We start from the raw sequence: 20,744 nt of genomic DNA on the forward strand, positions 1-20,744 counted from the left end.
CTCTCGTCGTAATCTCCAGCGATGCCCCTCATCGCCCAGCTGCTGACAGCCTTTATCTGTGCTTGCCTGAGCCTCACCGCCCATGGCGAGAAGCTGCGCATTGTCACCGAGCCCTGGGCCCCTTATGTCTATGAGGGACAGGGCAAGGCCCAGGGGCTGGATTACGAAACCACGGCCATCGTCTTCCAGCGCCTGGGGATCGAAGTCGAATGGCAGTTCCTGCCCTGGAAACGTTGCCTGGCCATGCTCGAACAGGGCCAGGCCGACGGTGCCCTGGACATTTTTCACAGCAACGAACGCGAAAGCAGCCTGCTCTACCCCAGCGAGCCGCTGTCGGACGTCGAGTTCGTGATGTTCTATGCCAATGCCCGGCCCTTTCCGTTCCGCACCCTGGAAGACTTGCGCGGCCTGACCGTGGGCACCTCTCCCGGCTATCTGTACAGCCAGGACTTCAGGGAATCCACGCTGTTCAAGCACGAGCCGGCGCCGACCCACGAAGCCAACTTCGGCAAGCTGCTGCGCGGCCGCATCGACCTGCTGATCACCGATCGGCGGGTCGGCCAGCATCTGCTCGACCAACTGGACATTCGCCAGCAGATCACCGAGAACCCGGTGGTCATCAGCCGCCAGAGCCAGTTTCTGGCGGTACGGCGCAATGCCGGCATGGACTTGCTGGTGCAGCGTTTCGGCGCCGAACTCAAGCGTTTCAAGCGCGAGCCGGCCTACGCCGAACTGAGCGCCCGCTACGGCGCGGCACCGGCGATTGCCGACTCAAGCGCAATGCCGCCCGGCGCCCCGCTGAAAACCGTTGAGCAGCAGGAACGCAGCGCACGCTGATTGCTCTGTTATACTCCGGCCTTCCCGCCAGGCTCACGCCCGGACGCTCGATCCTGTTCAAGGCATCTCGATACCGCTACAGCGCAGCCACAAGGCCCGCGCGAGCCCTCGCCGATGAGCCTTCAGGAGCCAGCAGGACCGGACGGGATTGCGTCCTCTTAAACGCCATTCGCGCCAGGCAAGACTATCCCTCTGGGCCAAGCCCTCACTAAAACAGGATTACTCATGTCCTTTGCTTCCCTCGGTCTCTCCGAGGCTTTAGTCGGCGCCATCGAAGCCGCCGGCTACACCCAGCCTACTCCGGTGCAACAGCGGGCCATTCCCGCCGTGTTGCAAGGTCGCGACCTGATGGTCGCGGCACAGACAGGTACTGGTAAAACCGGCGGTTTCGCCCTTCCGATCCTGGAACGGTTGTTTCCCAACGGTCACCCGGACAAATCCCAGCGTCATGGCCCGCGCCAACCGCGCGTCCTGGTCCTGACCCCAACCCGCGAACTGGCCGCGCAAGTGCACGAGAGCTTCAAGGTCTATGCCCGCGACCTGAAGTTCGTCAGTGCCTGCATCTTCGGTGGCGTCGGCATGAACCCACAGGTTCAGGCCATGGCCCGCGGCGTCGACGTGCTGGTGGCCTGCCCCGGCCGCCTGCTCGACCTGGCCGGCCAAGGCAGCGTCGACCTGTCCCACGTGGAAATCCTCGTGCTCGACGAAGCCGACCGCATGCTCGACATGGGCTTCGTCCATGACGTGAAGAAAGTCCTCGCACGCCTGCCCGCCAAGCGCCAGAACCTGCTGTTCTCCGCGACCTTCTCCAAGGACATCACGGACCTGGCCGGCAAGCTGCTGCACAACCCCGAGCGCATCGAAGTCACGCCGCCGAACACCACGGTCGAGCGTATCGAGCAACGGGTGTTCCGCCTGGCCGCCAGCCACAAGCGTGCCTTGCTGGCCCACCTGATCACCGCTGGCGCCTGGGAACAGGTACTGGTCTTCACCCGTACCAAGCACGGCGCCAACCGCCTGGCCGAGTACCTGGACAAGCACGGCCTGACCGCCGTCGCCATCCACGGCAACAAGAGCCAGAACGCCCGCACCAAGGCCCTGGCCGACTTCAAGGCCGGTGAAGTGCGGATCCTGGTCGCCACCGACATCGCCGCCCGTGGCCTGGACATCGACCAGCTGCCACACGTGGTCAACTTCGAACTGCCGAACGTCGACGAAGACTACGTGCACCGCATTGGCCGTACCGGTCGTGCCGGTCGTTCGGGCGAAGCGATCTCGCTGGTCGCGCCGGACGAAGAGAAGCTGCTCAAGAGCATCGAGCGCATGACCAAGCAGAAGATCCCCGACGGCGATCTGATGGGCTTCGATGCCAGCGCCGTGGAAGCCGAGAAACCGGAAGTGCGCGAGCGTCCGGACGTGCGTAACCCGCGCAATTCCCGTGGCCCGCGTGGCGACGGTCCGAACGGCGGTGGTGGTGGCGGCGGCCGCAAAGACAAAGGCAAGGACAAGGGCAAGGAAAAACCGGCCGCTCGCGGCGACCGTCCAGCCCGTGAGCAGAAGCCTCGCGAAGGCACCCCGGCCCGCGAACAGCGCCAGCCGACGCCACGCGCCGACCGCGCCCCGGATGAGTTCCTGGACGACGACGTGGACAACTTCGGCAACCGCGCCGACTACGTCAGCCCGTACCAGAACAAGAACAACCAGAGCCGCGGTCGTCGTCCAGGCGCGCCAGGCCAGGGCGCAGCAGCCAACAGCAATGCGCCACGCAGCGGCGGCCAGGGGCGCTCCGGCGGTCCGCGCAATAGCAATGGCGCCAGCACCGGCACGCCACCTGCCAAGCGCAACGGCCCACGCAGCGGTGCTCCACGTGACGGCCAGGCCCGTCGCGAAGAGTCGCGCAATCGTCGTCCGGCCCGTGACGACCAGGCGCGTCAGGAACCGGCGGTACAGAACCCGCGTGGCAACCAGCCGAAGATCATGCACAAGGAATCGAAAGCTGACCGCTTCCCGACACCCGAGCAGCTCGATCAACTGCCAAGCCGTCCACGTGGCGAGAAACCAGCCTTGCTGACCCGCAATCGCTGAGTTACCCGCGGCAATAAAAAACGCCCCTGATCTTGCGATCAGGGGCGTTTTTTTTATGGCCTCTGTAGCCGCTGCCGAGGCTGCGATCGACCGGGAACCGGTCGCCGGCCTCAAGGGCCATGAAGGTCCTGAGGACCTTGTCGCAGCCTCGCGGGCTCGGCAGCGGCTACAGACGAAGCATTACTTCGCTTTCACACCTTCGAAGGTGATGTACAGGTCGACATTGTTGGAGGCCGGGCCCAAGTCCATCATCTTGCCGAAATCCTGGCGATTGATGCTGGTGGTGCCTTCGAAGCCGGCACGGTAGCCGCCCCATGGGTCCTTGCCTTCACCCAGGAAGGTCGCCTTGACCACGACCGGCTTGGTCACACCGTGCAGGGTCAGGTCGCCGGTCACGTCGGCAGTCTGCTTGCCATCGGCGTTCTTGCCGGTTGGCTTGACGCTGGTGGAGACGAACTTGGCGTCAGCGAACTTGCCCACGTCCAGGAAGTCTTTGCTGGCGATGTGCTTGTCGCGCTCGGCGTGGTTGGTGAACACGCTGGCGGTGCGCACATTGACTTCGATCTTGGCGTCTTCAGGCTTGGCCGCGTCGAAGCTGAACTTGCCGTCCAGGTCCTTGAAGGTACCGGTGATGAAGCTGTAGCCCAGGTGGCTGATCTTGAAGTCGACGAAGGCGTGCTGGCCTTCCTTGTCGATCACGTAATCAGCGGCCATCGCCTGACCGGCAGACAACAGAGCAGAACCGATTGCCAGAGCGGCGAGAGTCTTTTTCAACATGCTTTCTATTCCTTTTGAGTCGAGGTTGAGCATCAGGCTTTGCGTCCCAGCATACGAGCCAGGGTCGCGTCACGATCGATAAAGTGGTGTTTCAAAGCGGCCAGAGCATGCACTCCGGCAAAGATCACCAGGGCCCAGGCCAGGTACAGATGCACCTCGCCGGCCACATCCGCCTGGTCCGGCAGTCCGGAAACCAGGGCGGGAATTTCAAACAGGCCAAACACCGGGATCCCGACACCGTCTGCGGTGGAAATCAGGTAACCGGCAATCATCACAGCGAACAGACTGAGATACAGGAAGGCATGGCCGAAGGTAGCGCCCAGGCGCGTCAGGCGACCGTGGTTGGCCGGTGCCGGTGGCGGCGGGCTGACAAAGCGCCACAGCACCCGCAGCAACATGATCGCGAACAGCGTCAAGCCAATGCTTTTGTGCAGGTCCGGCGCATCTTTGCGCCAGGCACTGTAGTAATCCAGGCCGACCATCCACAGGCCCAGGGCGAACAATCCAAAGACTGCCAGCGCCACACTCCAGTGCAGGAAAATGCTTACCCAGCCATAGCGGGAAGAAGAGTTACGTAGCTGCATCACTTAAATCCTGTAAGAACTGCTGCCCAAGACTATCGATTTAACTATCGAATTAAAGCGGAAATTTTCGCTTTGAAATATCGAGAAATACGATGTTGATCCTACGAACACTAAATTAACCAGGCATTAAGGTCTACGTGGGGAAAACGTGACAGACCGTCCTGCGGCCGCGATCAATTCGCCCTTCCAGGCATGCAATGGGTTGTGACACGGCCTGGCATTGCATAGGCTTGCGCGATTGTTTGCTCGCGTACTTAGAGCCGCCTCCAGGAGACTGAACATGGGCCTCAACAACCAGTGGATGCAACGCGATCTCGCGGTGTTATGGCATCCCTGCACCCAGATGAAAGACCACGAGCAGCTGCCGCTGATCCCGATCAAGCGCGGCGAAGGCGTGTGGCTGGAGGACTTCGAAGGCAAGCGCTACCTCGACGCGGTCAGCTCCTGGTGGGTCAACGTATTCGGCCACGCCAACCCGCGCATCAACCAGCGCATCAAGGATCAGGTCGATCAGCTGGAGCACGTGATCCTCGCCGGCTTCAGCCATCAGCCGGTGATCGAGCTGTCCGAGCGCCTGGTGAAAATGACCCCCGAAGGCCTGACCCGCTGCTTCTATGCCGACAACGGCTCGTCGTGCATCGAAGTGGCGATGAAGATGAGCTTCCACTACTGGTTCAACCGCGGCCAGAAGGACAAGAAGCGCTTCGTCACCCTGACCAACAGCTACCACGGCGAAACCATCGCCGCGATGTCGGTGGGCGATGTGCCGCTGTTCACCGAGACCTACAAGGCCCTGCTGCTGGACACCCTCAAGGTGCCGAGCCCGGATTGCTACCTGCGCCCCGAAGGCATGAGCTGGGAAGAACACTCGCGCAACATGTTCGTGGCCATGGAGCAGACCCTGGCGGAACACCACGCCACCCTCGCCGCGGTGATAGTCGAGCCGCTGATCCAGGGCGCCGGCGGCATGCGCATGTATCACCCGGTGTACCTCAAGCTGCTGCGCGAGGCCTGCGACCGCTACGGCGTGCACCTGATCTTTGATGAGATCGCCGTCGGCTTCGGCCGCACCGGCACGATGTTCGCCTGCGAACAGGCCGGCATCCGCCCGGACTTCCTCTGCCTGTCCAAGGCCCTGACCGGCGGCTACCTGCCGCTGGCCGCATGCCTGACCACCGACGAGGTCTACAGCGCCTTCTACGACGACTACCCGACCCTGCGCGCCTTCCTCCACTCCCACAGCTATACCGGCAACCCGCTGGCCTGTGCAGCGGCGCTGGCGACCCTGGATATCTTCGAGCAGGACAACGTCATCGCGAACAACCGGGCGCTGGCCCAGCGCATGGCCAGCTCGACCGCGCACCTGGCGGATCACCCGCACGTCGCGGAAGTACGCCAGACCGGCATGGTGCTGGCCATCGAGATGGTCCAGGACAAGGCCAGCAAGACCGCCTACCCGTGGCAGGAACGCCGTGGCCTGAAAGTCTTCCAGCACGCCCTGGAGCGTGGCGCCCTGCTGCGTCCGCTGGGCAGCGTGGTGTATTTCCTGCCGCCCTACGTGATCACCCCGGAGCAGATCGACTTCCTCGCCGAGGTGGCCAGCGAAGGCATCGATATCGCCACCAGCGACAAGGTCAGCGTGGCGGTACCCAAGGACTTCCACCCAGGCTTCCGCGATCCGGGCTGATAACCGCGCGAGCAAGCCCGCCCTCCGTAGGAGCGAGCTTGCTCGCGAAAAGCTCCGACTGACTGACACCGATCCAGAATTTTCCCCAGAGAACCACCATGAGACTGTCCCGCTTCTTTATCGACGCCCCCCTGAGCCTCGGCGAGCACGAACTGCCGGAAGCCCAGGCCCACTACATCGGGCGCGTGCTGCGCATGGCCGAGGGCGATGCGCTGCAGCTGTTCGACGGTTCGGGCAACGAATTTCGCGGCACCCTGCTGGAAGTCGGCAAGAAACGCGTGGTGGTCCGGCTCGATGAAAGCTTCGCCGGGCAGGTCGAGTCGCCGCTGCAGATCCACCTCGGCCAGGGCCTGTCCCGGGGCGAGCGCATGGACTGGGCGATTCAGAAAGCTACCGAGCTGGGAGTGAATGAAATCACCCCGATCTTCAGCGAGCGCTGCGAAGTGCGGCTCAAGGACGAACGCGCCGACAAGCGCCTGGCCCACTGGCGCCAGGTGGCTGTCAGCGCCTGCGAACAATGCGGGCGCTCGCGGGTGCCGGTGATTCATCCGCCAGTGCTGCTGGCCGACTGGATCAAGCAGACCCAGGCCGACCTCAAGCTGGTGCTGCACCCGGTGGCCGAGCCGCTGGTGAGCCACGCCAAACCGGCGACCCTGGCATTCCTGATCGGCCCGGAAGGCGGTCTGTCCGACACCGAAGTGGACCAGGCCCAGGACGCGGGCTTCCTGCCGGCGCGCCTTGGGCCGCGGGTGCTGCGCACCGAAACCGCGCCGGTGGTAGCGCTGGCCGTGGCGCAGCAACTCTGGGGCGACTTCTAACCCCTTCTGTAGGAGCGAGCTTGCTCGCGAAAAACGGACTCAGACAACGTAATTTCCACGTCCGGACGATCCAATCGCGAGTAAGCTCGCTCCTACGGAGGGGCCGATCACTCCACCGGATCGCTCACCGGCTTGGCGATGATGGCCTTCAACTCGCTGGTCATCGGAAATTCCAGGTTCAGGCCCTTGGGTGGAATCGGTTGTTCGAACCAGCGCTGGTAGATCCCGTTGATCTCCCCGGAGCGGTACAGGTCCGCCAGGGTGCTGTTCACCAGTTCCAGGAACTGCGGATCGTCCTTGCGCACCATGCAGCTGTAGATTTCCCGCGACTGCTCCTCGCCGACCACCACCCAGTTGTGCGGATCGCGGGCCTTGGCCCGTTCGCCATAGAGCAGCGCGTCGTCCATGTAGAACGCCGCGGCGCGACCGGATTGCAGCATCTGGAAGGCTTCGCCGTGGTCCTTGGCGCTGATCACGAACATGTCGATCTTGTGCTCGACGTTGTAACTCTTGAGGAACCGCTCGTTGGTGGTGCCGGCGGTGGTCACCACGTTCTTGCCGCGCAGGTCGGCGAAGCTCTTGATCCCGCTGTCCCTGGCGGTCAGCAACTGGCCTTTGACGTAGATAAAGCCATAGGAGAACGCCACCTGCTTCTGCCGTTCGGCGGTCACTCCGGTGGAGCCGCATTCCAGGTCCACGGTGCCGTTCTGCACCAGCGGAATGCGGGTCTGGGACGTCACCAGATTGTATTTCACCGCCAGTTGCGGCAGCGCCAGCTTGTGGCGGATGCGCTCGACGACCTTGCTCGCCAGGTCCACCGAGTAGCCCATGGGTTTGCCGCTGTTGTCACCCACGTAGGAAAACGGCACCGACGCATCGCGATAACCCAGGGTAATACTGCCGGCATTGGCGATCTTGCCCAGGGTGCCAGTCAGCGGCGCCTCGCTGGCATACAGCGGGGAGCCGAGCAACAGACCCAGGGTGCAGCCGAGCAACGTGATTTTTTGCATTGTTATTCTCCGTTGTGGGTGAAGGCGTTAGCGGCGAACCGCGATGACAGTGATTTCCACCAGGATGTCCGGACGCGCCAAGGCGGCCTGCACGGTGGTGCGGCTTGGCGCCTGGCCCGGGGACAGCCAGGCCGACCAGACCTCGTTCATCGCGGCAAAGTCTTGCTGGATGTCTTTCAGGTAGAGGGTCGCACTGAGCAGATGATCCTTGTCGCTGCCGGCCTCGGCCAGCAAGGCGTCGATCTTCGTCAGCACTTCGCGGGTCTGGCCGGCGGCATCGGTGGCCGGGCCCGGCACCTGGCCGGAGAGGAAGATCAGATCGGCAAAACTCACGACAGCGCTGAGGCGGTCATTGCTGTGGAGACGCTGGATGGTCATGGGACAGCTCCTTGTATGCGAAAGAAATCAGGCGGCATGGGGCGCGAGTCCCTGCATGTCGATGGAAGGATGGCGCTGGCCGATCAGCTCGGCCAACAGCCGCCCGCTGCCACAGGCCAGGGTGAAACCCAGGGCGCCATGGCCGAGGTTGAGCCACAGGTTGCGGTAACCGGTGGCACCAATCAGCGGTACGCCGCTGGGGGTCGCCGGGCGCATTCCGGCCCACTCGATGGCGGCATCGTAGTCGCCGGCGTTGGCGAAGGTTTCCCGGGCCTGGCGCTGCATCAGGGCCAGGCGCTTGGGGTCCAGGGACGGGTCGAAACCGACGATATCGACCATCGCCGCCACCCGCAGCTGCTGGCCGATCCGTGCGTAGACGATCTTGCGGTTGTAGTCGGTGATGCTGATCTCCGGCGCCCGGTGCCCCGCGCCGATCGGCACGCTGAGGCTGTAGCCCTTGAGTGGATACAGCGGCAGCTTCAGCCCGGGCAGCGCCAGCTCGCCACTGCGATGGCCGGCGGCGAGTATCAGTTGATCCACCGCCAGCACCTCGGCGCCCAGCTCGATGGCCTGCACCTGGCCGCCCGCCTGACGAATACCGGTGACCTGGCGCCCCGTCAGCAGCTGGCAGCGACCGGAAGCCTGCAGCCGCGCCACCAGTTGCTGGCAGAAGGCGTGACAGTCGGCCACCTCTTCGTCCGGGGTGAAGATGCCGCCGACAAAGGGCGCGCCGCCGAGGGTCGGCTCCAGTTGTGCGCATTCGCCAGCGGACAACACCTGTTGCTGGCGCGGATCGGCCAGTCCATGGCGGGCATGCTCGAAACTGGCGGTTTCGCGGAAAGTCACCAGCTTGCCGTTACGCCGCCAGTGAAAACCCTCGAGCCGATCCTCCTCGCGCCAGCGCTGCAAGGTGGCCTGGCTCAGCAGCGCCAGGCGCAGCAGGTGGGCACCGTTGCGCCGGTTGACCGAGCCGCGGCAGGCCGCCAGGAACCCGGCCATCCAGCGCCATTGCGCCGGGTCCAGGCGCGGGCGCAGCTTCAGCGGCGAATCGCCCCGCAGCATCCAGCCCAGCGCCTGCCAGGGCACGCCGGCATCGGCCAGCGGCGCCACGTAGCGGTACGACAGCTGGCCGCCGTTGGCGAAGCTGGTCTGGCTGGCGAAGGATTCGCGCGCCTCCACCAGGCTGACGTCGAACCCCTCGCGAACCAGGGCGTAGGCGCTGGCCAGGCCGATGACCCCGCCGCCGATGATGCAAACCCGCTGTGCCATGTCAGTCCTTAAACCTTGTTGAGCGGGCTTCAGGTTAGGACCAGGTGACAGGCCCGGGACAATGAATAAAGATGGACCCCCCATAAACAAAGGTTATGGACTCATCATGCGACTGCGTCATATCGAGATTTTCCAGGCCATCCGCCAGACCGGCTCGATCAGCGGCGCGGCGCAACTGCTGCACGTCTCCCAGCCAGCGGTGACCAAGGTCTTGCAGCACGCCGAGCAGCAGCTGGGGTTCCCGCTGTTCCTGCGGGTCAAGGGCAAGTTGCAGGCCACCCCGGAAGCCCTGGAGCTGGAGCGCGAAGTCGACAAGGTCAGCGAAAGCCTGCAAGGGGTGCGACGCCTGGCCCAGAGCCTGCGCCGCGAGCCGGGCCACAGCCTGCGGATCGGCGCCACGCCGGCGCTGGCCCTGTCCTTGCTGCCGCCGGCCATCAACCAGTGGACCCGACGCTACCCGGACATCGTCTGCGAGCTGTCCAGCGCCCACAGCCGCGAGCTGGTACAGAACCTGCTGATGCGCGAGATCGATGTGGCCCTGACCCTGCAACGCCCGGATCATCCGGGGCTGACCGCCCAGGCCCTGGCCAGCGGGGTGCTGGTGGCGCTGGCGCCGCTGGATTACTGGCCCCAGGCGGCCAGGGGCACCCCGCTGCCCTTGATGGAATTGGCGGGGGCGCCCTTGATCGGCCTGTCCAGCGCCGACCCGCTGGCGGCGAAACTCGACGGTTACCTGAAAGCCGTGGAGCCGGCGCCACGGGTCAGCATTGCCGTGCAGACCTACTCCCTGGCCCGGGCCATGGTCGAATCCGGGGCCGGGCTGGCGGTGATCGACCCCTTCACCGCCCTAGGCGCCTCCCCCGCCAGCACCGCGATTCGCCCGCTGACCCCAGCGCTGCCGATCACCCTGTATGCCGTGACCCGCGCGGCGGAGGCCCTGCCCCATACCTTGAGCAGCCTGCTGGAGATCTTCGGCGGCCGGGCGCAGGAACAGCTGGATCGGTTGATGACCGGGGATTGAGGCGGCCCTACCGGGCCTTGTCGCGAGCAATCGAGCGTCGACCGGCTGCTCCTACAGAAGCACCTCGTACCTGTAGGAGCGAGCTTGCTCGCGATGAACGATAACGCGGTCGCCCGTCACAACACATAGAAAAAGATCGCCACAAAGTGCAGCAAACTGCCGGCGATCACGAACAGGTGCCAGATCCCGTGGGCGTGGCGCAAACGGCTGTCGAGGGCGAAGAAGATGATGCCGACGGTGTAGAGCACCCCGCCCGAGGCCAGCCAGGCGAAGCCGGCGGGGCCCAGGGCCGCCAGCAGCGGCTTGACCGCCACCAGCACGATCCAGCCCATCACCGCATAGATCACGATGGACAGGATGCGCGCCTCGGAGCGCGGCTTGATCTCCTGCAGGATGCCGATCAGTGCCAGCCCCCAGACGATCCCGAACAGCGTCCAGCCCCAGGGTCCGCGCAGGGTCACCAGGCAGAACGGCGTATAGCTGCCGGCGATCAGCAGGTAGATGGAGAAGTGATCGACCTTCTGCATGATGCTTTTCGCCCGCCCGCGCACGCTGTGGTACAGGGTCGAGGCGCTGTACAGCACCAGCAGGGTGAAACCGTAGATCGCCACGCTGACAATTTTCCACGGACTGCCGTCGAGGCTGGCCAACACCAGCAGCCAGATCCCCCCGACAAGTGCCGCCACCGCGCCGACCAGATGCGTCCAGGCGTTGAGTCTTTCCCCGTGATACATGTGCCACTCACCTCCCAAGGCGGAAAATCTACGCAAGGCTCAGGCCTATAGCCTGAAAGCGCAATGTTTCCGAATAAAGCTATGGACGAAAAAACCTCCAGCCAAGTCATGACCCGGCAGGCACAATCGGAGCATTCGAATAAGAGTGCCCATCATGCTGATCGATGAAGAGTTGACCCTGAAAAAGCTCGAAGTGTTTCTGGCGTTCATGCGCACCGGCAACCTGGCGCGCGCCGCCGCCGAGTTGCAGACCAGCAATGTCAGCGTGCATCGGGCCATTCACTCCCTGGAAAGCGCCCTGCGCTGCCCGCTGTTCAAGCATGAAGGGCGCAACCTGACGCCGCTGGAAAGCGCCTTCGTCCTCGAAGAACGGGCGCAGAAGCTGATCCAGGACGTGCTCGAAAGCGTGCGCCTGACCCGCGAAGCCGCCGGATTCTCGGCGGAGCGCTTCAAGCTCGGCTCCCTGTATTCATTGACGGTGAAGACCGTGCCGCAGCTGATCATGGGCTTGAAGCTGCGCCGTAGCGAGCTGAATATCGACCTGATCCTCGGTTCCAACATCGACCTGCTGTACAAACTGAAGAACATGGAAGTCGACGCAATCCTGGTATCCCTGGACGACAGCGTCAGCGACCCGGACTGCGAGCAGATCCCGCTGTTTTCCGACGATATCTTCCTGGCCACGCCGGCCGATTCGCCATTCGCCCAGCAGGCGGAAGTCGACCTCAGCGATGTGCGCGACGCGACCTTCATCACCCTGACCCAGGGCTTCGCCACCCATCAGGACGGTGTGCGGGTGTTCAAGCAGGCGGGTTTCGAGCCGAAGGTGGCGATGCAGGTCAACGACATCTTCACCCTGCTGAGCATGGTCAGCTCGGGGGTGGGCTATGCCCTGCTGCCGGGAAGGATTGCCGCAGTGTACGAAAACCGCGTGAAGCTGATTCCGCTGCAGGCGCGCTACCGGCTGCAACAGCATATCGGCGTGGTATTCCTCAAGGCCAAGGAGCGTGATCCGAACCTGCTGGCGTTGCTGGCGGAGTGCCGGATGTATGCCAATCGGCAGGATTAGAACGCCAGAGTTTTGGTGTGATCATGAGATGGTCATCGCGGGCAAGTCGGATCGCCGCCCGCTCGCTCCTACAGATGCCACGTATTCTGTAGGAGCGGAGCTTGCCCGCGACGACGTCAGCTCAGCCCACCAACCCGCGCACGATGAAGAACAGCAACGAAGGCCCGAGCAGGCAACCCAGCCCGGTATGGAAGGTCGCGGTCAACGCACCGTAAGGCACCAGGCGCCGGTCGGTCGCCGCCAGGCCCGCGGTCACCCCGCTGACGGTGCCGGCCAGGCCACCGAAGACCATCGCCGAACGCGGGTTGTCCAGACCCATCCAGCGCGCCGCCATGGGCGTGCCGACCATCACCAGGATCGCCTTGATCAGTCCGGTGGCGATGGACAGCGCCACCACATCGGAACTGGCGCCGATCGCCGCCCCGGTTACAGGGCCGACAATGTAGGTCACCGCACCGGCGCCGATGGTGGTCATGCTCACTGCATCGCGATAACCGAAGGCCCAGGCGATGCTCGCGCCGACGATGAACGGCAGCACAGTGCCGAGAAACAGCGCGATGGCGCCGATCATCCCGGCCTTGCGCGCCTCGGTGGCCTGTACCTCGAAGGCCGTGGCGACAATCGCAAAGTCCCGCAGCATGGCGCCGCCCATCAGGCCGATGCCGGAGAACAGCGCCAGGTCCGCCAGGCCCTTTTGCCCACCGGTGATGGTGCCGCCGACCCAGGCCAGCACCAGGCCGATGACGATGGCGATGGCCGAACCGTGTACCCGGCCGAACGTCAGGCGCTTGGACAGCAGCACCGAGACCCACATGATCACGCCGACGAAGGCGAAGGCGGTGACCAGGCCGTTGTGTTCCAGGCCTTTCTCGATCAGATCCCACATATCAGCGTCCCCCTGCCGCAGCGGCGCCAGGGGCGACACTGTCCGGTTCGTCCGGCAACGGTTCGCCTTTGTTGGTGCGGCTGATCAGGGCGATGGTGCCACCACAGAGCAGCACCGAACCGATGGCCGCCAGTACCGCCACCGGGCCGCCGTGCAGGGCGGTCACCACGTTCTGTTGCGCGGCCATGGCCACCACCACCGGGATGTACATGGCGCCCCAGAAGCCGACGCCCATCTCGCAGTCCTTGGTCATGCCACCGTGCCTGTGCATCCACAGCCGCGCGCAGATCAGCAGGATCATGGCGATGCCCACCCCGCCGACGTTGGATTTCACCCCCAGCAGGACGCCGAGCATGTCACCGATAATCACCCCTGCCAGCGTACAGATCGCCAGCAGCGCCACACCGTAAATAATCATTGTTGTAGTCCTCAAAGTGCATCGTCGAAGTTGTTGTTCTTGTGCTTCGCCAGCTTGAGTCGGTGTCTAGGGTTGGCGGCTTCCCTCCTCACGCAACAGCGCTTGCAGGGTGTCGAGCCGGGCACCGTCACAGGCAATCACGGTGCCTTGCTCGAACACCCGGCGCGCCAGAGCGGTCAACACCGCACCGGGCGGCAGTTCGATCTGTAGCCGCACGCCGCGCTCGTAGGCGCTTTGCACGGTGCCGCGCCAATCCACCACCCGGCACATGTTGAAGGCCAGGTCGTCGCGCAACTGCTCTGGCGTGCGCAGCGGCCGCGCGCGGCTGCCGCTCAGGTAACCCAGGCGCGGCGGCTGCAGGGTCACCCTGGAGAACGCCTCGGCCAGTGCCTGGGCCGGCTGCTCCAGCAACGGGCAATGGGATGGCACGCTGACCGCAAGACGCTTGGCCACCCCGACACCGCAACTCCGGGCCAGCTCGGCGACCTGGGCCATGGCGGCATCGCTGCCGGCGATCACCACCTGGCTATCGGCATTGATATTGGCCAGGTACACCGGGTTGTCCGGGCTGTGCACCCGGGCCAGCAAGGCCTCCACCGTCGCCAGCTCCAGGCCGATGATCGCGGTCATGCCATAACCCTGTGGATAGGCCTGCTGCATCAGCTCGCCGCGCAGGCTGACCAGACGCAGCGCATCGCCAAAATCCAGGGCCCCGGCCACCACCGCGGCGGGATAGGCGCCAATCGACAAGCCCGCCACGTAATCCGCGCCGGGCCCGTTTTCCAGCAGCACCCGGGCATTGGCCACGCCGGCGATCAGCAGGCACAGCTGCACCGCCCGGGTACTCGCCAGGGCCTGGGGCGAATCCAGGGCCAGGGCATCCTCGCCCAGGACTTCGCTGGCCTGTCGCAGGCAGGCGTCCGCCAGGGCGCTGGTCGGCAGGCGATGCAACATTCCCGGCTGCTGCGCGCCCTGGCCTGGAAACACCAGCAGGCTGCTCACGCCACCTGCTCCAGGGCCTGCCACGGGTCGCTGACCAGACGCGCGCCACTGGCGCTTTTCAGCAGCACCCGCGTCGATGTCCCGGCCCATTCGCGCAGGGCCACCGCGCCGTTGGGTGTCTGCAATTGCAGGTCCACCGGGCAGACGGCGGCGTCGAGCCGCGCCAGCAACGCCCGGGCCTGGGCCCGGTCCATGGGCTGCGCAGTGCGCAGGATCAGGTCCAGGTCGCTCTGCCGATGCAGCGCCGGCACGCCGCTGGCCAGTTCAAAACCGGCACTGCCGCTGACACCCCAGGCCAGGCCAAGGGCATCCAAAGGTTCACGCAACCGGGCCAGTGCCTGGAGCGCTGGCCAGTCCCGATCCGACTCGACATACCGCAGCTCTTCCGGGCGCACCCGGCGCTCGATGGCCGCCACCGCCATCAGCGTCCCGTAGCGCTGCTCGCGCAGCCGCCCACGCACGCCCACCGCCACTTGCCCGGCCGCGGCCACCGCTCGACGCACCACCACCGGTTGCCCGGCAGCCATGGCCGTCACCGCCCAGGCCGGGGCATCGGCGGGCAACTGTTGCGGGGTCAGGCCCCACAGCAGGTCATGGGGCAGCAAGGCGCTGGTCATGGCGCTCACCACTGCTCGCGCAACAGCTGGCGGACCCGGCTGGAAGCGCCGCGATTGCTGGCCCCCAGGCGGCCCGACAGATCGCGGCCATGGGTGCGCGCATCGGCAATCGCCTGGCTCAGGCATTGCCGCACCTGGGCCAGATCGTCGGTGGTCGGCTGTTCGATCTGGCTGACCGAGAGGGTCTCCCAGAGCAGGCCGAGGCTGGCATAGTTGTCGATGTCATAGGCCATGGGCGGCACGCTGGCCGCCAGGGCCTCCAGTTCCTCGACACTGCGCAGGGTGACCCGTGCCGCCGACACCTTGCCCATGGCGTGCACCATCACCCCCGGATCGCGCAGGGCGATCAGGCGGTTGGCCTGGTAACCGTGGGCCAGGAAGGCCCCGGACATGGCCTTGCCCACCAGCAGGCCGATCACCGGATGCCCGGCCAGCCGGGCCCGGGCATAACTGTCGGCGGCCGCGGCCAGGGCCTGATGGATGCCCAGGGCTTCTTCGCGACGCCCATAGGCCTGGCTCGGCACATCGACTATGGCGATCAGCCCACGCTTGACGCTCTGCTCGCGGTCGGCCTCGATCGCCTCGTCCACCGCCTTGGCCAGGCCCCAACCCTCCAGCAGGCCGACCTCACCGTTGCGGGCGCGCACAAAAGGGTTGGCCGGGTCGGCGACCACGGCGATAAAGCGCACCGGCTGCTGCTCCAGCGTGGCATCCACCACTTTCAACGAGGCGGGCAAACCCGCGACCGGGGCGGCGCCCGCGCTCAGGGCCGTGAACCAATGCAGGCCCCGCAGGGAATAAGCACTCATCAGTGGTCTCCTCGGTACAGCTGGCGAACCGTCGCCGGGTCGATCTGTGGGTGGGCGTCCAGCCGGGCCAGGCGTTGCAGGTACAACTCGGCCTGGCGGCTGCGCTGCTCGTCGGGCAATCCCTGGGCCAGCAGTTCGCCGACCTGTTGGCGGATCTGCGCCACGTCGTCGGCCACATAACGGTCCGCCAGGCCGCTGGCGAAACGCTGCTCGCCGCCGGTCAGGCTCCAGATAAAGGGCCGGTCGCGGGAGTCGTATTCCTCGAGGCCGGCTTCCTGTTCGATCACCTGCGGGCCGTTGAGGCCCAGCCGCGCCTCCTGGGTCACCAGCAGGTAGCTGCACAGCCCGGCGGCAATCGACATGCCGCCAAAACAGCCAACACTGCCGGCCACGATGCCTATCACCGGCTGGTACTGGCGCAGGTCGACAATGGCCGCGTGAATGTCGGCAATCGCCGCCAGCCCGAGGTTGGCTTCCTGCAGGCGCACGCCGCCGGTTTCCAGCAGCAACACGGCGCGGGTAGGAATGCCCTTGCGGTTGTCTTCGGCCGCCAGTTCCAGGGCGCCGGCAATCTTCGCCCCGCCGACCTCGCCGAGGCTGCCGCCCTGGAACGCGCCTTCGATGGCGGCGATCACCACCGGCAGGCCGTCGATGCGGCCCTTGGCGATCACCACGCCGTCATCGGCCTGGGGCACCACGCCCTGACGGGCCAGCCACGGCGACATGACGCGCTGGAACGGATCGAGCAATTCGCGAAAGCTGCCAGCGTCCAGCAAGGCCTTGGCCCGCTGCCGGGCGCCGAGTTCGACGAAGCTGTGTTTGTTGAGCAAACGGGCGCTGTCAGTCATGGCCGATCTCCTCGAAACCCTGCTCCAGGCGCAAGCGCACCACGCCGGGGGTGGCGCCAAAATCATGGATATCGATGCTCAGGGCCGGCGGCGTCTGGCCGTCGAACATGCGCTCGAACAGATGCTGCCAGCGCGACGCGCTACCGTTGACCGAGGTCTGCACCTGAATGCTCAGCTTGCCGGGCTGCCCAGGCTCGAGCAGCACCTCCAGGTCGCCGGAGCCGACGCAGCCCACCAGCGCCCGGCCCCGGGCGGGTTGCCCGGCGGGAAATTCGAAAGACAAGGTTTCCATCACACTGCTCCCTGGATAAAGGCGGCGCCGGAGGCGATCCGGTCGATCAGCAGGCAGGCCGCGAGCAAGTCCGCGGCGCCACCGGGCGAGGCATTCAAGGCCAGCAGGCACTGGTCCAGCTCATGCAGGCGGCGACGCCCGGTCAGGCTGGCACTGCCACCGGAATCGAGCACCGCCTGGGCGCCCTGTTGCATCGCCTGCAGGCCCGCCTCGCCAGCGCGATAGAGCACGCAGGTGTCGGCCAGACCGGTCATGATCGCCAGCAGCGCATCGAGCCGGGCGTTCTGTTCGCCATGCCCCTGGGCCCGGCTGCGTTCGAGTTGCGGCAGGCCCCGTTGCAGCACAGCCGGAAAGCCCAACTGGGCTTCTTCCCGAGCGCCACGCACGCCATAGCGCAGCGCCACTTGCGCGCCGTGGCTGAGGGGCCGCGGCGCGTAACGATCGTCCAGCAGCGCCAGGCGCGCGGCCCGCAGGCACAGGGCGCCTGCCGTGTTGGCTTGCGGTTCCAGCGCGGCGGCGGCCACCAACAGGCCCAGGGCCCAGATCGCGCCACGATGGGTGTTCACCCCGTTGGTGGTAGCGAGCATCGCCGCTTCGCCTTCACGGCCGATGCGACCCAGGGCCTCGCGCAGGGGCAGGCCGACCGTGCCGAACTGGCTGGCGGCTTCGGCCATTTCCTTGAAGGCTGGCCACAGCGACAGGGCCGAGGCATGCATCAAGCCCAGGTGCAGGTCGCTGTGGGCGCCGTTACCACGACGGTCGACCAGGGCTGGTTTCGGCGACAGGTCGGCTTCGTCGATCAGCACGTCCACCGCCAGGTCCGCCAGGCGCTCGGCCAGGCTCAGGGGTTTGCTTTGCAGGTTGAAGGCGTGCATTTACCAGCTCCTGAACTTGGCGGGCGGGTTGTACAGGCCACCCGACCACTCCACCAGATCGGCGACGCTTTTTGCCGCCAGCAGCTCGCGGCTGGCGTCGGTGCGGCGGATGCCGAGGTCTTCGGGCAGGGCGATCAGGCCTTCGCGGCGCATGCGCGCGGTGTCTTTCAGGTTGTGGCGCAAGCCGATGGCGGTCACCCCGGCCACCGCCGCGATCATCGCCTGGCGCTCTTCCAGGGAACGCGCCTTGTACAGGTAGGCGATGCCCTCCTCGGTCAGCAGGTGGGTGACGTCGTCGCCGTAGATCATGATCGGCGCCAGGGGCATGCCGCTCTTGCGTGCCACTTCCACGGCGTCGAGGGTTTCGACAAAGGTGGGTTTGCCGCCTTCCTGGAAGGTCTCGACCATCTGCACCACCAGCTTCTTGCCGCGTTCGAGCATGGCCGCCGGCGCGTCGCTCTGATCCTGGCGCATATCCAGCCAGGCCGGGGTGCCGTGGCGCCGGCCGCGCGGGTCGTGGCCCATGTTCGGCGCACCGCCGAAGCCGGCCAGTCGGCCGCGGGTCACGGTGGAGGAATGGCCATCGCCATCGACCTGCAGGGTGGCGCCGATAAACAGGTCCACCGCGTATTGCCCGGCCAGCTGGCAGAACATCCGGTTGGAGCGCAACGAGCCGTCGCGCCCGGTGAAGAACACATCCGGCCGCGCGGCGATGTAGTTTTCCATGCCCAGTTCGGTACCGAAGCAATGCACGCTTTCCACCCAGCCGCTTTCGATGGCCGGGATCAGGGTCGGATGGGGGTTGAGGGTCCAGTTGCGGCAGATCTTGCCTTTCAGGCCCAGGGATTCGCCGTAGGTCGGCAGGATCAGCTCGATGGCCGCGGTGTTGAAACCGATGCCGTGGTTCAGCGACTGGACCTTGTGTTTTTCATAGATGCCGCGGATCGCCATCATCGCCATCAGCACATGCACCGGCTTGATATGGCGCGGGTCGCGGGTGAACAGCGGCTCGATGTAGAACGGCTTGTCGGCCACCACCACGAAATCGACCCAGGACGCCGGGATATCCACCCGCGGCAGCTCGCTGACGTCGTCCACCAACTGGTTGACCTGGACGATGACGATGCCATCGCTGAACGCCGCCGGCTCGATCAGCGCCGGGGTGTCTTCGGTGCTCGGGCCGGTATAGATGTTGCCCGCGCGGTCGGCCATAAAGCCGGCCGAGAGCACCACGTTGGGGATCAGGTCCACCACCAACCGCGCATAGAGCTCGATGTAGGTATGGATCGCGCCGATTTCCAGCAGGCCGTCTTCCAGCAGCTGGCTGATGCGCAGGCTCTGGGTGCCGGCGAAGGAGAAATCGAGCTTGCGGGCGATGCCGCGTTCGAACAGGTCCAGGTGCTCCGAACGGCCGACGCTGGGCATGATCATGTGCAGGTCATGCAGGCGGCCCGGGTCGGCCTTGGCCAGGGAGCGGGACAGGAAGTCCGCCTGCTTCTGGTTGTTGCCCTCCAGCACCACACGGTCGCCGGGCAGGATCAACGCCTCCAGCGCCGCGACTATCTTGTCGGTGGGCAACACCGCGCCATCGGCGAGACCCCGCACCTGCTCGAGACGCCGCTGCTTTTCAGCGCGCCGCCGCGTCCAGCGCGAGTCGGGGGATATTGTTGTTGTCATGCTCACTCCACGGGTTCGCTGTCGTGGCAGCTACCTTAGGAGCGGAGGATGGGCGGCATCAATCAAGCAGAGCGGTGGATCGTTACGGTGAGGGTAATGATCAGGGGCGCAGGCCTTCCCACCCACGCCCCATAAACAACCTTGCGCTTAACCTTCGAGCCGCCACTGCAATGCATCCAACGCATCGCAGCCATCCTGCAACAGCAGATGGGCCGCATTGACGATGTGACGCATGTCCTGGTCGTGAACACCCTTGAGGCTCAAGCAATTGAGATGTGCATCAGTCGCGGGTGGCCTTGAAGCGCTGGACGGCACAGCCGTGCAGGTCGGATGCCGGGGCGTTGGGGTTGAGGTAAAGCACTGGAGTGGTGGTGAGATTGCTGTGTAGCGGGATGAACTCAGTCATGGGTCTAGCTCCTTGGCCGGTCGAGAAACAGGTTAAACAGCAGTTCCATACTTGTCTGTGCACGACCGTAAGTGAGAAAAGACAGCCCCGTCTTTGGAGACGTCTATAGGTCCGTGAACAAATTCGACCGGCTAAGATCGGCCACCGATGCGTCGGTGACAGCCCGGACTATGGGGCCTGATACACCTCCCAGCAATCGGCAAACTGTTGCCACTCTCTACGACTGAAATCTCTGTTAATACCCCAGCCCCCGTGTAGCCGCTGCCGAGCCATGGCGAGGCTGCGATAGGACCGAAGGTCCTCCAGCGGTCTCAAAACCCTGCGCCTGCTGCGCAGTCGATCGCAGCCTCGCAGGCTCGGCAGCGGCTACAGGGTTTCGCGTCGACCGGCAGGTCGCGTTTGGCTTTTGATCTTGATCTACCCGCCCCATCGGGAGGCTTCGTTCCGGTGTTCATCAGGGGGATGGCGCGCAGCGCCCCTCGACGCAGTCGAGGACATCGTATGGAGGTCGAAGCGAAGCCGACCGGAGTCGATGCCCCCTGATGGACACCGGAGCGAGGGAACCTGAGCGCAGCGAAGGCCGTACGCAGGGGCAAGCGTTTTTTGGTTACTTTTTGCTGGGCCGGCATTCCGGCGTTTGAAAAA

General features: G+C 65.2%; 21 protein-coding genes and 1 pseudogene. 6 read left to right on the forward strand and 16 right to left on the reverse strand.

From position 1 onward, the window contains the following. Positions 1-21 precede the first annotated feature (21 nt). Together PVZ78_RS07830 and PVZ78_RS07835 are read left to right on the forward strand one after the other, a co-directional pair. Entirely contained in the window at positions 22-837 is an 816-nt protein-coding gene (locus PVZ78_RS07830) for a substrate-binding periplasmic protein (RefSeq protein WP_124302224.1), read from the forward strand. 225 nt (positions 838-1,062) lie between these two features. Further along, on the forward strand, positions 1,063-2,922 hold the full coding sequence (locus PVZ78_RS07835; protein WP_053270115.1) for a DEAD/DEAH box helicase: 1,860 nt from the start codon (positions 1,063-1,065) through the stop codon (positions 2,920-2,922). A 180-nt stretch (positions 2,923-3,102) separates the two neighbouring features. Here PVZ78_RS07835 and PVZ78_RS07840 read toward each other — a convergent pair whose 3' ends face one another. Together PVZ78_RS07840 and PVZ78_RS07845 are read right to left on the reverse strand one after the other, a co-directional pair. After that, positions 3,103-3,699 (reverse strand): YceI family protein, encoded by a 597-nt coding sequence (locus PVZ78_RS07840; RefSeq protein ID WP_009051286.1) that lies wholly within the window; start codon positions 3,697-3,699, stop codon positions 3,103-3,105. A 32-nt stretch (positions 3,700-3,731) separates the two neighbouring features. After that, complete coding sequence (locus PVZ78_RS07845; protein ID WP_009051287.1) at positions 3,732-4,283, reverse strand: cytochrome b; 552 nt, start codon at positions 4,281-4,283, stop codon at positions 3,732-3,734. Positions 4,284-4,563: 280 nt separating this feature from the next. Here PVZ78_RS07845 and PVZ78_RS07850 point away from each other — a divergent pair, with 280 nt between their 5' ends. Together PVZ78_RS07850 and PVZ78_RS07855 are read left to right on the forward strand one after the other, a co-directional pair. After that, positions 4,564-5,970, forward strand: coding sequence for an adenosylmethionine--8-amino-7-oxononanoate transaminase (locus PVZ78_RS07850; protein ID WP_009051288.1), 1,407 nt, complete (start codon positions 4,564-4,566; stop codon positions 5,968-5,970). A gap of 98 nt (positions 5,971-6,068) precedes the next feature. Next, positions 6,069-6,788, forward strand: a complete 720-nt coding sequence (locus PVZ78_RS07855; RefSeq protein ID WP_009051289.1) for a 16S rRNA (uracil(1498)-N(3))-methyltransferase — start codon at positions 6,069-6,071, stop codon at positions 6,786-6,788. Between the two features lie 107 nt (positions 6,789-6,895). Here PVZ78_RS07855 and PVZ78_RS07860 read toward each other — a convergent pair whose 3' ends face one another. Genes PVZ78_RS07860 through PVZ78_RS07870 form a run of 3 tightly spaced genes read right to left on the reverse strand, consistent with a single transcriptional unit; the run spans position 6,896 to position 9,445 of the window. Next, on the reverse strand, positions 6,896-7,798 hold the full coding sequence (locus PVZ78_RS07860) for a transporter substrate-binding domain-containing protein (protein ID WP_273828536.1): 903 nt from the start codon (positions 7,796-7,798) through the stop codon (positions 6,896-6,898). Positions 7,799-7,825: 27 nt separating this feature from the next. Further along, on the reverse strand, positions 7,826-8,176 hold the full coding sequence (locus tag PVZ78_RS07865) for a RidA family protein (RefSeq protein ID WP_273828537.1): 351 nt from the start codon (positions 8,174-8,176) through the stop codon (positions 7,826-7,828). Positions 8,177-8,203: 27 nt separating this feature from the next. Then, positions 8,204-9,445: a D-amino acid dehydrogenase gene (locus PVZ78_RS07870; RefSeq protein WP_273828538.1), complete on the reverse strand. Its 1,242-nt coding sequence runs from the start codon at positions 9,443-9,445 to the stop codon at positions 8,204-8,206. A 106-nt stretch (positions 9,446-9,551) separates the two neighbouring features. On the opposite strand from PVZ78_RS07870, the gene PVZ78_RS07875 reads away from it, so the two are divergent. Beyond that, on the forward strand, positions 9,552-10,466 hold the full coding sequence (locus PVZ78_RS07875; protein ID WP_009051293.1) for a LysR family transcriptional regulator: 915 nt from the start codon (positions 9,552-9,554) through the stop codon (positions 10,464-10,466). A 116-nt stretch (positions 10,467-10,582) separates the two neighbouring features. Here PVZ78_RS07875 and trhA read toward each other — a convergent pair whose 3' ends face one another. Next, positions 10,583-11,200, reverse strand: coding sequence for a PAQR family membrane homeostasis protein TrhA (trhA, locus tag PVZ78_RS07880; RefSeq protein ID WP_025807209.1), 618 nt, complete (start codon positions 11,198-11,200; stop codon positions 10,583-10,585). Positions 11,201-11,354: 154 nt separating this feature from the next. Here trhA and PVZ78_RS07885 point away from each other — a divergent pair, with 154 nt between their 5' ends. Next, positions 11,355-12,269 (forward strand): LysR family transcriptional regulator, encoded by a 915-nt coding sequence (locus PVZ78_RS07885; protein WP_025807208.1) that lies wholly within the window; start codon positions 11,355-11,357, stop codon positions 12,267-12,269. Positions 12,270-12,390: 121 nt separating this feature from the next. Here the strand turns inward: PVZ78_RS07885 and madM are convergent, their stop codons facing one another. The 10 genes and pseudogenes from madM to PVZ78_RS07935 form a co-directional block, all read right to left on the reverse strand. Next, positions 12,391-13,155: a malonate transporter subunit MadM gene (gene madM / locus PVZ78_RS07890; protein WP_009051296.1), complete on the reverse strand. Its 765-nt coding sequence runs from the start codon at positions 13,153-13,155 to the stop codon at positions 12,391-12,393. A gap of 1 nt (position 13,156) precedes the next feature. Continuing rightward, the gene (gene madL, locus PVZ78_RS07895; protein WP_028684174.1) at positions 13,157-13,573 is read right to left on the reverse strand and encodes a malonate transporter subunit MadL; all 417 of its coding nucleotides are present in this window, start codon (positions 13,571-13,573) and stop codon (positions 13,157-13,159) included. A 66-nt stretch (positions 13,574-13,639) separates the two neighbouring features. Continuing rightward, the gene (gene mdcH, locus PVZ78_RS07900) at positions 13,640-14,575 is read right to left on the reverse strand and encodes a malonate decarboxylase subunit epsilon (RefSeq protein ID WP_273828539.1); all 936 of its coding nucleotides are present in this window, start codon (positions 14,573-14,575) and stop codon (positions 13,640-13,642) included. Next, positions 14,572-15,192 (reverse strand): malonate decarboxylase holo-ACP synthase, encoded by a 621-nt coding sequence (locus PVZ78_RS07905; RefSeq protein WP_273828540.1) that lies wholly within the window; start codon positions 15,190-15,192, stop codon positions 14,572-14,574. The genes mdcH and PVZ78_RS07905 overlap by 4 nt, the downstream gene beginning before the upstream one ends. A gap of 5 nt (positions 15,193-15,197) precedes the next feature. Continuing rightward, complete coding sequence (gene mdcE, locus PVZ78_RS07910) at positions 15,198-16,001, reverse strand: biotin-independent malonate decarboxylase subunit gamma (RefSeq protein ID WP_443218353.1); 804 nt, start codon at positions 15,999-16,001, stop codon at positions 15,198-15,200. After that, on the reverse strand, positions 16,001-16,849 hold the full coding sequence (locus tag PVZ78_RS07915) for a biotin-independent malonate decarboxylase subunit beta (RefSeq protein ID WP_009051301.1): 849 nt from the start codon (positions 16,847-16,849) through the stop codon (positions 16,001-16,003). The genes mdcE and PVZ78_RS07915 overlap by 1 nt, the downstream gene beginning before the upstream one ends. Then, complete coding sequence (locus PVZ78_RS07920) at positions 16,842-17,141, reverse strand: malonate decarboxylase subunit delta (protein WP_007932573.1); 300 nt, start codon at positions 17,139-17,141, stop codon at positions 16,842-16,844. The genes PVZ78_RS07915 and PVZ78_RS07920 overlap by 8 nt, the downstream gene beginning before the upstream one ends. Then, on the reverse strand, positions 17,141-18,016 hold the full coding sequence (locus tag PVZ78_RS07925; protein ID WP_273828541.1) for a triphosphoribosyl-dephospho-CoA synthase: 876 nt from the start codon (positions 18,014-18,016) through the stop codon (positions 17,141-17,143). The genes PVZ78_RS07920 and PVZ78_RS07925 overlap by 1 nt, the downstream gene beginning before the upstream one ends. Beyond that, positions 18,017-19,693 (reverse strand): malonate decarboxylase subunit alpha, encoded by a 1,677-nt coding sequence (gene mdcA, locus PVZ78_RS07930; protein ID WP_273828542.1) that lies wholly within the window; start codon positions 19,691-19,693, stop codon positions 18,017-18,019. A gap of 147 nt (positions 19,694-19,840) precedes the next feature. After that, positions 19,841-20,099: pseudogene (locus tag PVZ78_RS07935) on the reverse strand (hypothetical protein). Between the last annotated feature and the right edge of the window lie 645 nt (positions 20,100-20,744).

Origin of the sequence: Pseudomonas sp. SBT1-2, assembly GCF_028640875.1 — a bacterium.
Classification (GTDB): domain Bacteria; phylum Pseudomonadota; class Gammaproteobacteria; order Pseudomonadales; family Pseudomonadaceae; genus Aquipseudomonas; species Aquipseudomonas chlororaphis_I.